At 40.1% G+C, this 12964-nt stretch carries 11 protein-coding genes; 5 read left to right on the forward strand and 6 right to left on the reverse strand.

Annotation, left to right across the window (positions count from 1 at the left end):
* Positions 1 to 96: 96 nt before the first annotated feature.
* Positions 97 to 1416, reverse strand: coding sequence for an alpha-galactosidase (melA, locus tag Q8865_05000; GenBank protein ID MDP4152787.1), 1320 nt, complete (start codon positions 1414 to 1416; stop codon positions 97 to 99).
* 119 nt (positions 1417 to 1535) lie between these two features.
* Between melA and Q8865_05005 the strand changes: the two genes are divergently transcribed.
* The 3 genes from Q8865_05005 (at position 1536) to Q8865_05015 (ending at position 3681) form a co-directional block, all read left to right on the forward strand.
* Positions 1536 to 2381: an AraC family transcriptional regulator gene (locus Q8865_05005; protein ID MDP4152788.1), complete on the forward strand. Its 846-nt coding sequence runs from the start codon at positions 1536 to 1538 to the stop codon at positions 2379 to 2381.
* Positions 2368 to 2883 (forward strand): ECF transporter S component, encoded by a 516-nt coding sequence (locus tag Q8865_05010; protein ID MDP4152789.1) that lies wholly within the window; start codon positions 2368 to 2370, stop codon positions 2881 to 2883. Before Q8865_05005 ends, Q8865_05010 begins: the two co-directional genes overlap by 14 nt.
* 105 nt (positions 2884 to 2988) lie before the next feature.
* Positions 2989 to 3681, forward strand: coding sequence for an SGNH/GDSL hydrolase family protein (locus Q8865_05015; protein ID MDP4152790.1), 693 nt, complete (start codon positions 2989 to 2991; stop codon positions 3679 to 3681).
* Positions 3682 to 3721: 40 nt separating this feature from the next.
* On the opposite strand, the gene Q8865_05020 is transcribed toward Q8865_05015, so the two are convergent.
* The 4 genes from Q8865_05020 to Q8865_05035 form a co-directional block, all read right to left on the reverse strand.
* Positions 3722 to 4558, reverse strand: coding sequence for a metallophosphoesterase (locus tag Q8865_05020; protein ID MDP4152791.1), 837 nt, complete (start codon positions 4556 to 4558; stop codon positions 3722 to 3724).
* Entirely contained in the window at positions 4555 to 5235 is a 681-nt protein-coding gene (locus Q8865_05025; protein MDP4152792.1) for an ElyC/SanA/YdcF family protein, read from the reverse strand. The genes Q8865_05020 and Q8865_05025 overlap by 4 nt, the downstream gene beginning before the upstream one ends.
* Before the next feature lie 2 nt (positions 5236 to 5237).
* Positions 5238 to 6533: a DNA recombination protein RmuC gene (rmuC, locus tag Q8865_05030; protein ID MDP4152793.1), complete on the reverse strand. Its 1296-nt coding sequence runs from the start codon at positions 6531 to 6533 to the stop codon at positions 5238 to 5240.
* Between the two features lie 93 nt (positions 6534 to 6626).
* Complete coding sequence (locus Q8865_05035) at positions 6627 to 8960, reverse strand: hypothetical protein (protein MDP4152794.1); 2334 nt, start codon at positions 8958 to 8960, stop codon at positions 6627 to 6629.
* 162 nt (positions 8961 to 9122) lie between these two features.
* Between Q8865_05035 and Q8865_05040 the strand changes: the two genes are divergently transcribed.
* Entirely contained in the window at positions 9123 to 9536 is a 414-nt protein-coding gene (locus tag Q8865_05040; GenBank protein MDP4152795.1) for an EamA family transporter, read from the forward strand.
* Between the two features lie 64 nt (positions 9537 to 9600).
* Here Q8865_05040 and Q8865_05045 read toward each other — a convergent pair whose 3' ends face one another.
* A complete protein-coding gene (locus Q8865_05045; GenBank protein MDP4152796.1) occupies positions 9601 to 10443 on the reverse strand; it encodes a DegV family protein in 843 nt (280 codons plus the stop codon).
* Positions 10444 to 10651: 208 nt separating this feature from the next.
* Here Q8865_05045 and Q8865_05050 point away from each other — a divergent pair, with 208 nt between their 5' ends.
* A complete protein-coding gene (locus tag Q8865_05050; protein MDP4152797.1) occupies positions 10652 to 12832 on the forward strand; it encodes an alpha-galactosidase in 2181 nt (726 codons plus the stop codon).
* The last annotated feature ends 132 nt before the right edge of the window (positions 12833 to 12964 follow it).

The following is a 12964-nucleotide window of genomic DNA, read 5'->3' on the forward strand; positions in this document are numbered from 1 at the left end:
AAAGTTTTCATTTATTAGTACATTATTTAAACGAAAGTCGAATATTATAGAATAAAGAAAAAATCGAGATGCGCTGCACCTCGATTTTTTTAATTCCTAAAATTTAAATTCAGGAAGATAGTCTTTGCTTTTATCAAACATTTCATCAACCATTTGACTAATCTCTTTTAAATCCAGCACTGCGCTAGTCAGAGGATCAAAGCAAATCGCATGGAAAATTTTTTGTTTATCTCCTGTAAGAGCGCCTTTTACGGCAAGCTCCTCGCATCGTGCGTTAGTATTAACAAGTATCGCAAGCTGTTCTGGCAGAGAGCCGACATGTATAGCATCTAAGCCCTTTTTCGATGCTATGACGGGGACTTCTACACAGCAGCCATCCGGGAGGTTATCTATAAGCCCCCAGTTTCTCACGTTACCATTGTATTCGAAAAGCGTACCGTCGCCGAATACAGCATTAAATATGCAGGCTGCATATTCGTTTCCTCTTTCAAGGTTAATATTTTCATCAGCTATCCATTTTTCAATTTCATCTTTCCAACTGTATTTGCGTTTAGTATACTCATTCAGTATGTATGCATACTCCCCAGGGTTCCAACCTGTTCCATGGGCGCAGTATTTTTCTATCAAATCCGGACGTTTTCTAAACCATGAGTTATATTCGGAATTGTGTCCGCTAGACTCCGTAACGTAATACCCTAGATGCATGAACATTTCGTTACGTACTATTTCCTCGTTATATATTTCAGGTTTTTTTATTGCCTCCCTAATAAGAGGGTAAGCGTCTTTTCCGTTCCATTTAAAGTCAAGATAAAACGCTTGATGATTGATGCCTGCACATCTATAAGTAATTTCTTGAAATGGTGCGTCAATCCAACGTGCAAGCATTTTTGCAGTACCCTGAACACTGTGGCAAAGCCCGTTTATATGGAGATGAGGGAATTTTTCCTGCATTGCGCGGCAAAGCATCGCCATAGGATTTGTGTAATTTAGGAATATAGCATCCGGGCAGTATCTCTCAATATCTTTACAGATATCAAGCATAACAGGGATTGTTCTCAGTGCTCTGAAAATACCCGCGGGTCCCCTTGTATCTCCAACATTTATGTCAACGCCATATTTTTTGGGGATCTCGATGTCATATTTCCAGACATCAACACCGCCTGCGAGTATTGTACAAATAACGCCGTCCGCGTCTTTTAATGCTTCAGCCCTGTCCAGAGTCGCAACAACTTTCGCTTTATATCCGCCTCTGGTGATTATTTTATTTACAGCTCTGGTTATTTCGTCAAGTCTTACTGAGTCGATATCCATAAGTGCTATTGTACAGTCCTGAAGTGCGGGAAATGTTAAAATGTCTCTTACAAGGTGTCTTGTGAAACCGAAGCTGCCAGCTCCTATAAATGCGATTTTTTTCATAACGCTTTCTCCTTTGCGCTTATTTCATAATATATTTTATTGCTTTATATATTTTTTAAAATAGACTATTGTCTTAAATATATGTTATAATGTCGCCAGTTGAAAGGAGAGAGATAATTTTGCTTGAGTTCAATATACCTTTTGCGTCTAGAGCTGGATTTAACAGCGAGCTTGTATATTATTACAGCGGAAGTGAGACCTGCAGACCAGGCCACGCCTGGGGACCTGGCATCAGAGATCATTATTTAATACATTACATTTTAAAAGGAATGGGGGTTTTAGAGCTCGATGGACACACCTTTCACTTAGAAAAAGGAGATTTATTTTTGATTCCTCCGGGAATTGTTGCACGATATGAAGCGGATTTATATGATCCATGGAGCTATGTTTGGGTCGGTTTTAACGGTTTTAATGCAGAAAAGTTTTTGAAAAAAGCAGGTTTGAACCAAGAACATCCAATAATGAAATACGGCAATGATGTTGAGACATGTATAAGATTATTAGCAGATGGAGATCGCAAGAGTTCTTCACGAAGCCTTCGTGCCGTAAGTTTGCTTTATGAATGCATTTCTTTACTGATTGATAACAACTGTTTAACTGCTCCGCAAGTAGGAAGCAGCTCTAAAGAAGAGTATTTTAAAAGAGCGATAGAGTATATAAATATGAATTATTCACATCAGATTTCTGTTGAAGGTATCGCACACCATATAGGTATCGACCGAAAATATCTGCATTCCATATTTAAGGAGTTTGCAAATTTATCACCTCAGGAGTATATTATTTCTTTTAGAATCGAGCGGGCTTGCGAACTTATGAAAGAAGGCAAGTTGAAAATAAATTATATAGCGCATTCGGTTGGTTACTATGATGCTTTTCTGTTTTCAAAAATGTTTAAAAAAGAAAAAGGTATATCACCAGCCTATTATATAAAAAATATAAATGGAGTTAAAAATGAAAAAAATTGAAATTAAAAAGCTTATAACATCCGCCCTTCTAACTGCTTTGGGGATTCTTCTGCCTATGGCTTTTCATGCAGTAAAAGATGCGGGAAGAATTTTTTTACCTATGCATATCCCTGTCTTGATATGCGGAATGGTTTGCGGCTATAAATTCGGTGGCCTCTGTGGTTTAGTCACGCCAATTTTGTCCTCTTTGTTAACCGGAATGCCGCCGATATACCCGGCAGGCGTATCTATGGCTCTCGAGCTTTCAACTTACGGCATTGTTTCTGGTTTTATGAGAAAAAAATTTAATGTTTATGTTTCCCTTATTGCGGCAATGCTCGCAGGCCGTGCAGTATCAGGAGTATCTAATGCTGTTTTTATGGGTATGTCCGGGAAAGAATACGGTTTTATTTCCTTTTTGTCAGGGGCTTTTATTATCGCAATTCCGGGTATTATTATCACCTTGATAATAGTGCCGCTCGCTACATTACTCATAGATAAGTCAAAGGTTTTGAAGGAATAAATTTTTTATTAATAATATAAAAAACTACTTTATTTTTATAATAAACATGGTATAATAAAGTTATCAAAACTTTAATATTGACTATATTGATTAGGAGATGTAGTTATGATTACTAATAAACATATTGCCGTATATGGCGACTCTATTCTAAAAGGTGTTATGCTTGATCCGGGAAGCGATCACTATTATCTTGCAAAACAAAATAATATTAAATGTATAGAATCATTGATACCGGTGACGGTTCAAAACAATTCGAAGTTTGGCTGTACTATAGAAAAAGGGTATAGACTTCTTATTAACGCTTTGGACAGCGGTCTTAATTGTGATGTTGCGCTTTTAGAGTTTGGTGGAAATGACAGTGATTTTAACTGGGCGGAAGTATCGAATTGTCCAGAAGATGAGCATTTACCGCATACTCCGCTTCAAGTTTTTGAAGATACTTATTATAAAATGATAAAATCGGTTAGAGATAGGGGCATTATACCTTTGTTAATGTCCTTACCCCCGGTTGACGCTGAAAAATACTTTACCTGGCTTTCAAAAGGACTGAACAAAGATGCCATATTAAAATGGCTCGGTGACGTGCAGATGATATACCGTTTTCAGGAACTTTACTCAAGTACAGTTACGCGCATTGCAAGAGAAACAGGATGTCTATTTGTTGATGTTAGAAGCAGATTTTTGGATCATTGCAATTTTAAAAACCTGCTTTGCGATGACGGGCTTCACCCTAATGAAGCAGGACATTCACTTATACGCGGTGCTTTTGTAGATTTCGCGGCAAGTTATGCGGGCTGAGAAAATATAAAAAATGCAGTTCAAATCGAACTGCATTTTTTTAACCATGATATAGTTCAACAACAATTAGCTGTGGGCTATCAAATATTCTTGGAAGAGACTCGTGAGACAGCCCTCTGCTGACCACAAATGTCTCAGTGCTGCTTAATTTATATTCACCGCCGGTATATTTAGGGAAAAACCCTGTGCTTGGATGAACCAGTCCTTGCGGCAAAATAAGAGGGATACGCACTTGACCACCGTGTGCATGCCCCGAAAAAACCAAATCATACGGCATCTTAGCATATGTTTCGTAATATTCATTACGGTGAGAAAGAAGTATTTTCAGTCCAGTAAACGTTTGTGCCTTTTCTGATGCCTGATCTAGGGCGGATTTGATATCCAGTGCATCTTTTTTTCTCAAGCGGCTTTCGGGATCATCTACACCGTAAAGTAAAATACTAGTTCCGTTTAAGTTTATCTCTTCGCTGTCATTTGAAAGAATTTTTACCCCTTCCTCTTTTATGCCCTTTATGATATCAGGATAATTATCCGCCCAATACTCGTGGTTGCCGGCGACATAGTAAATAGGAGCTACGCTTTTTATCCCCTCAAGAAGCAATTTTGTTCCTTCAAAAGGATTACAATCATCGGCGATGTCGCCTGTTAAAACTATAAGATCAGGTTTTGCATCTTTGATTTTTTGTATTAGTTGTTCCTGGCTTTTTCCATAATAAGTGCTATGAAGGTCTGAGATATGGACTATAGTTAGTTTATTTGCAACATTTTGATTTTTTATACGGTAGACTGAGACAGAAAGTGTATCATCAAAAGCTAAAAGCCCCGTTAGTGTAATAATTAGTAATATAATAATGGCAGTAAGGATAAACTTTTTCATTTAAGTGTGCCTTTATCAGCGGTTACGTTTCCATCCCCTGATACAGGTATAGCTTCACCTAAAAATTTCGGATTTGGTTTGAAAACACCGGCCTGAAAAAAAGCCTTGATCCTCGCTGGGTATTCTCTTAACTGACTGTATCGTATTGAAGAATAATATTGAAGATCGCTTGTGACGCACTGTGGCTCAAATCCGAGACACCTAGCAATATACGCCGCTCGAACCGCATGAAATTCTTGCGTTACGATTATCGGGTGCTGCACTAAAAACACATCACGTGCACGATATATACTGTCATAGGTATTGAATCCCGCATGATCCATAAATATATCTGTATCAGGAACACCGTTTTTTATGAGGTAATCGCGCATTGCGTTTACCTCATCGTATTCTTTTCTGCCGTGATCTCCGCTTACTATGATTTTTGGAGCTTTTTTATTTTTATAAAGTTCGATACCTACCTTAAGCCTGTCTTCAAGCATATCGGATAAGGTTCCATCCGGCGCAACATATGCACCAAGCACAATTATAGCGTCTCCCGGTTCCACTTCATCAGCATTTCGAAGATACTGTGAACCGACATTTTCAACGTTTCTGCTTATACAAAATAACGTTATTGCGGCTATTATTATCAATATAAAAAATATTAGCATAGTTATCCGTATCTTTTTAGACATATTTATTCCTCGGTTTCTCCCTGGGAAGCAGGGATATCATACCACTCTTCGCTGTTTGCAACGGGAAGCTCTTCAACACGGCGAAGCTTGCGCTCTATCACACGTGTCCTCACTGAGGCTTCGTCGATTGTGTCACTTGCCTGTTTGAGCTTTTGCTGCGTCTTTTGGAGAACAAGGGAGAATTTTGAAAATTCGCTTTTGACGTTGCCAAGAAGCACCCAGACCTCGCTTGAACGCTTTTCGATAGCAAGCGTTCGAAATCCCATCTGTAAACTGTTTAGCAGTGCGGCAAGCGTTGTTGGGCCTGTGATCACGACCCTATAATCACGCTGGATACGCTCAACAAGGCCTGTCCGCCTCAGAACCTCGGCATATAATCCTTCAACAGGCAAAAACATAACTGCAAAATCTGTTGTGTGAGGTGGCGCTATGTACTTATCATGTATTGTCTTTGCCTGTGCTTTAATGGCTGTTTCAAGCATTTTAGCGGCAAGTGTAACACTTTCAGGACTGCCTGATTCCTGGGCATCGAGAAGTCTCTGGTAATCCTCCTGCGGGAATTTTGAGTCTATCGGAAGATACACCGGCTCTTTGCCTTCTTCCCTTCCGGGAAGTATTATCGCGAATTCTACCCTTTCGGCAGCGTTTGGAACGACTGAAATGTTTTCGGCATACTGGTCATGCGTCAATACCTGCTCAAGCAAAGCAGCAAGCTGTATTTCGCCCCAGATGCCGCGTGTTTTAACATTGGTAAGGACTTTTTTGAGATCGCCAACGCCGGCGGCAAGTGACTGCATCTCACCAAGACCCTTATAGACCTGTTCAAGCTGTTCGCTTACAAGAGAGAACGAATTTTTTATCCGTTTTTCAAGTGATTCGCTTAGTTTCTCATCAACAGTAGCCCGCATTTCCTCGAGCTTTTTTTCATTTGAAAGACGCATGTCGTCGATTTTTTTTTCGTTTGTCTGCTGGAGACCTTCGAGCCTTTTATCCAGGGTATCCCGCAAGGTTTGAAGTCTGTTTTCGACCGATTCTTTTAGCTGATCTGAACGAGAGGCATTGTCCCGAAGAAGGGTTGAAACGCTCTGCTCAAGAGCCGTGATCCTGCGGTCAAGCAGTTCGTTTTGATTGCGCAGCATAGTCATCATACGGTCGCTCGCGGTATTAGTCGCATCAGTTATGCGCCGTTCGCTGTCCGAAGTGCCTGAATTATTTTTTACAGTTAAAAGCAGCATCATTAATAGAACAAGAGAAACCACTGCAAATACAATTATTACCGATAGAATTATAGTATCCATTTCTTATACCTCAAAACATTAATATGTATATTTTACCACACATAAATTAAAAAAGAAAGCCGCCACAGATCTTAAGATTTGCGGCGGCTGATCTCATAATATATTTAAATTGCCTGAACAACGGGTCTCAACTGAATATCCATTTGGGGGTGTAACAGAAAGTGAGATTCCGTTTCCTCTTCTCTTCCAGGATACCGAAATCACGTCGTCTCCAACAGGAACAGTTCCCTTACAGTAATCAAGAGGGACATCATGTACATAGACAATGATTTTTTTAGTTTCGTAATCAATCGAATATACTCCGAGAATATCTTTCATTATCGTATAACAAACGTGTGATGCAAATCCGTGATTCAGGCTCTTGTTTTCAAGGTTATCCTCCCAGAGTGTCCCGGTGCGTTCTGCCATGTAGTGAAAATAATCAACCGTTTCATCAAGGACAAGGTTAATTATATTATGTCTAGACAGCATTTCAAGTCTCATATAGTTTCCGATAAAAGCGTTAGCCTTGTAAACACTCGGGTAAACAGTTTTATCATCACGTTTTGGACCAAATTTCGTCAAAAGAGTATCCCAAAGTTTCGGGTGACTGTCGGGTATCGCAACATCAAAGAAGAAAGCATAGTATTGACATACTTCCGTGGTATTGCCCTTTAGCACCAGCTTGCCGTTTTCACGGACCGCATTGTCTTCAAAAAACTCTCCGTTATACGAAATGGATAATATTGCATCTTTTATACGATTGGCTTTCTCTATATAGTCTATACGGTCATATAATTTCCCGGCACACATAAGCGCACCATAGTAAAGCATATTGGTTGGAAAATTTACATCCTGAACATACTTGTTAGCCTGAGACCATTCGACAAATACCCACCTGTCAAGGCGTTCAAGCAGCCCGAACTCATTTTCATATTTTTCAAAGAACTCAAAAAGGCGGTGAATCCTCGGTTCTATCCTTTTTATAATATCAATACTTCCTCCACGGCTTTTATATTCAAAAAGCTGCGGGATCAGCCATAATGCCCAGTTAGGAATATAGTTTCCTGTCATATGCTCACATGGGTAACACATAGGAAGCATGCCCTCTGGAATGACGGGAAAGCTTTTAGGAAGTATGAAGTTTTCAATAAAATTGTCCTCAACGAGAGTGCTTCCAGTAAGCGCCGCGGCAGCCCTCGAAGTAAAATAGCTGTCGCAGAGCCATCCGGCTCTTTCACGTGACGGACAGTCAAGAAAGATGTCAACGGAATTCTGCTTGAATGTTTCACGCCCCGCCTCGAATACTTCATTCAACCGATTATCAGAACATTCGAAAACAGCCTTATCGGTGTCGCCGTTTGAATATTCACGGAGATAGATATCATTAAGCTCAGCGTCGCCGCTTGTTGCCACAACCTTTACAGCTTTAACAGAGTAAGGCTCAAAGCTTTCAAGATGATAATTTCCTGCTTTAAGTTCGTATATGATTACATTTACGCATCTGTTTCCCGATCGCGTAAGATCAACATCGCCATTATAAAGCATTTCATCGAAAACGATCATAATGCTGCTGTCTTTTCGACAGGAAATATCAAGACCTATAAACCCTGTGTACATGCGTGAGAATTCAGCGGTAAGATATCCGCGTTCAGGAAGGTGTTTTGCCTTGAAAGGAGCGTTTATCAATGTTTTCTCTGCGATTGAAAGCCGCTGCCACTCATAAAAGCTTGCAACTTCAACCTCGTCAATTTTATAGCCCTTATAATTACCCTGCAAGACGGGTCCTATTCCCCGGTCGTTAAAAAACTCTTTCTTATCATAATCAATATTTACACGGCCAGTTTCAACTGTCTGAAATGGGTGATGCAAGACATGATAAGCCGGATATTTGACATGCCGTTCCATAAGATTTACAGGATCGTAAATATATTCGCTTTCGGATGTGAAGACCGCATCAGGATTTTCACGGATTTCAGCATATCTGCTGTCCATGCGGTAAACTTCTGTAAACGTGCGCTGGAAGGTGTATTTTTGAACCTTTTGAACTCTTTCACTGATTGTAAAGAGAGTAAAAGGTCTATTACTACCAGTTGCAAATAAAAGATCTTCGTTTTGAACAAGTTCCGCCTGAATAAACGGGCAGGCATCCAGTACGTAAAAACTGTTTACGTTGTTTGCAACCGATTCAATTACAACAACATTTTTTTCTTTTGTAAGATATTCTGTTATGTCTATTTCATCAACTCTATAATAGTCATGTGCCGTAACGGCAGGACCATGCGCGGCGAACTTTCCGTTTACCAGCAGCCTGTAGATGCTTGATGTCGCAATAGATACGGTCGTTTTACCTTGTCCCACTACGGCTCGAAACCCGGTCATAACGTTCATGACCCTAGTAAAACCCTTAGCCCACGCGGGCTTCGAGTTTGACAACAAATTATTCAAATTACTCACTCTCCTTTTATTATCTTAACATAACAGATAAGTAAAAGCAAAGCCGCAAACACGCTTAAAAAAAGTTAATAAAAAAGTACAAAATGTAAAAAAAATTGACTAAATCAAGTATAGCTTTTAAAATATAAATATTAAATATGAGGAGAGAGTGACATGTGGATTTTATATGCGGTCTTATCGGCTTTTTTTGCGGCCTTGACATCGGTTCTTGCTAAAATCGGTATTGCAGGAGTAAACAGCACGCTTGCTACAGCTATCCGGACAGTTGTTGTTTTGGCACTTGCTTGGGGAATGGTTTTTGTGACAGGTCAGCAAAACGGGATAGCGGATATTGGGAAGCGATCAATGCTTTTCTTAGTCTTATCCGGCCTTGCAACAGGGCTGTCATGGCTTTGTTATTATAAAGCAATACAAATCGGCGACGTTTCTCGTGTAGCCCCAATAGATAAATTCAGCGTTGTTATAACGCTTGTTATGGCTTATGTGATGCTTGGAGAATCTATTTCAAAAAAAGTCATTATAGGGTGCGTGCTTATAACTGCCGGAACTCTGATGATGGTTTTATAAAAAAGAGAAGCGCCGCATGGATTGAAACCTGTGCGGCGCTTCTTACAAAAAACCGGTTAAGATTCTATTTTCTAATAAATAGTACGCCGAGTGTTCCCGGCCCGCAGTGGCTTGAAATAGTGCAACCAGCAGTTGTAATAAAAATTTCATCGAAATCCATACACTGCCGTACTAATTCTTTAACTTTTAAAGCAATTTCATTTGTACATGTATGTGTGATGAAGATCCTTCTTTTATCTATGTCTTTTCTGTTTTTTAGTCTATCTATCACATAATCAGATATGCTTTTTTCAATAGTGCCCCTGTATTTTTTCCCAACATGCATGAATCCGTCTTTAACCTCAATGCATGGCTTTATATTTAGTAAACTGGCCCCGAATGCGGCAAGAGATGAACATCTGCCTCCCATTTTCAAAAAATCGAGCTTGTCTATTACAAAACTCGATTCAATTTTTGGAGCAAGTTTTCTAAGGTTTTCTGCAATATTTTTTGCGTCCATACCCTGCTGTGCTAACTGTGCGGCTTCGATAACCAAATGTCCTGTTCCGGTAGAAAGGTTTGCCGAATCAACAACATAAACATCGGTGAGTTCTGATGCAGCTATACATGCATTCTGATAACAGCTTGAAAAACCGCTGCTGATATTAATATGTATAACAGCTTTCCCTTCCTGCTCAAATTTTGAAAACACATTGTAATAGTCAGCAACAGAAACAGCGGAGGTTTTAGGAAGCTGCCCTGTTTTTGCAACAAACGTGAATAAATCCGAAGGATGAACGTCTACGCCGTCTTTATAAAAGGTTTCGCCCATATTTACATACAAAGGGATTATATTAACTTTATACCTGTCTATGATTTCTTGCGATAAATCACATGTACTATCCGCGGTCACAACAATATCTTTCATTTTATTACCCCCGAGAGGCTACTTTATAAATTATTATACAGAATTTTCGTTTGCGTTGTCAATCAATAAGCGGCATTTTCTCCCATTGGAATTTCTGATCTTTAATTATAATTTATATGGAAATCTTATTCGTGTCATATTATACTATATAACTGAACTATATAATTGAGAGAGAAAAAAGATCTATATTATTTTAAGGAGTGTTTTCATGCCGATTCATTACAATGAGAAGCAGCGCAACTTTTATCTGGAGGCTGGGAGTACAAGTTATGTAATCCACATCGCGGGGACTGGTTATCTTCAACATATTTACTGGGGGAAAAGACTGCGCTCAGTCGATCAGGATTTTTTTCATGCCTATTTTAAACCTTTAGAAGATGAGTTTGTGACTGATAACTATGCGCTTACGACTCTGCCACAGGAATACCCTACATTTGGTACAGGAGATTTTAGAACACCTGCTTTTGAAATGCAGCTAGAAAACGGCACAACTGTATCCGATTTAAAATATGTTAATTACAAGATATTTGACGGCAAAAAACCGCTTGACGGTCTTCCTTCCTGTTATACCGAAAGTGACTGTGAGGCTCAGACACTTGAAATCATTCTTATGGACAAGCTATGCGGATTAAAAGCCGTTCTCAGCTATACAGTCTATAATGAAATGGGCGTTATAACCCGTTCGGTTCGATTTGAAAATGAGGGCGTAAAAGCTCTTAAAATAAACCGTGCATTAAGTGCAAGCGTTGATTTTACAGATCATTCATTTGAATTATTAACCCTGTCTGGCGCGTGGGCAAGAGAGACTCATATAGACCGCCGTGCGCTGGTGCCTGGTATCCAGAAGGTCGAAAGCAAACGCTGTGCGAGCAGTCCGCAGCAGAATCCGTTTGTAGCGTTGCTGCGTCCCGGAACTGACGAGGAAAACGGCGACGTTTATGCAATGAATCTCGTATACAGCGGCAGTTTTACAGCTGGTGCCGAAGTGGATGAGTTTGGGACAACCCGTCTGCAGATAGGTATCAATCCATTCGATTTTTCATGGAAACTGGAATCAGGTAAGTGGTTTCAAACTCCCGAGGCGGTAATGGTTTATTCTGACTGCGGTCTTGGCAAGATGTCAAGGACGTTTCACAGCCTTTACCGCAATCGCCTATGCCGCGGCAGTTGGCGCGATAAAATTCGTCCGATACTCCTAAACAGCTGGGAGGTTATGTATTTCGATCTCAATAAGGATAAACTTACTTCACTTGCAAAACAGGCAAAGCAGTTAGGTTTTGAACTGTTTGTTATGGATGATGGCTGGTTTGGACACAGAAACGACGCCAAAAGTTCTCTTGGCGACTGGTATGTTGACGAAACAAAATTACCTGGAGGGCTTTCGGCACTTATAGATGGAATGGACGAAATAGGTATTGGTTTTGGTATCTGGGTTGAGCCGGAAATGGTTTCTCCTGACAGTGATTTATACCGCGCTCATCCGGACTGGTGCATACATGTCCCTGACCGCTATCGCACATTGAAGCGTAACCAGCTGATTTTGGATCTTTCCCGTGATGATGTATGCGAATTTATAATAGATATAATATCAAAAGTACTATCATCCGGCAGGGTACGCTATGTCAAATGGGATATGAACAGAAATATGACTGAGGCAGGCGGAGAGCTTCTTCCGCCAGACAAACAGCGTGAGATCGGGCACCGTTATATACTGGGACTTTACCGTATTATGGACGCTATTACCTCTAAATTTCCAGATATACTTTTTGAAAGCTGTGCTTCAGGCGGCGGAAGGTTTGATCCAGGAATGCTGTACTATATGCCGCAGACCTGGACAAGCGATAATACCGATGCCGGCGAGCGCATGAACATCCAGTACGGTACAAGTCTTGCTTATCCGGCAGTTGCAATGGCGGCGCACGTGTCAGATGTACCAAATCATCAAAACGGCAGAATAACCCCACTTGAAACCAGAGGATTTGTAGCAATGGGCGGCAATTTCGGCTATGAAATGGATGTTTCAAAGCCTAGTGATCAAGAAAAGGAAGAAATTAAGGCTCAGATTGAGTATTATAAAAGTATTCGCCACATTGTACAGTTTGGTGATTTGTATCGCCTGCAAAGTCCCTATGAAGGTAATACTTCGGCATGGCTCAATGTAACTGCTGATAAGAGCGAGGCGGTTGTATTTCATGTTAAAAAACTTACTGAATGCAATGTAAAAATCCGAATTCTTAAACTTGCCGGACTCGACCCGAGCAGACAATACTCGGTAGTCGGAACAGACGAGGTGTACGGTGGAGATGAGTTAATTAACATTGGTTTGATCATTCCGGCATTTAAAGGCGATTTTAAAGGTTGTTCGTGGCACTTAAAGGCTATAGATTAAAAAATTAAAATTAGAGGTGCTGTACCAAAGCTTTTGGTGCAGCACTTTTTTTACTGTCGCTTGTGGATTTTTGTCATATACTGTATTGATTGTAATTACTCGCCTGTATTTAGTTATTTAATGCTGAATATA

The organism is Bacillota bacterium (genome assembly GCA_030705925.1).
Lineage (GTDB): Bacteria > Bacillota > Clostridia > Oscillospirales > Feifaniaceae > JAUZPM01.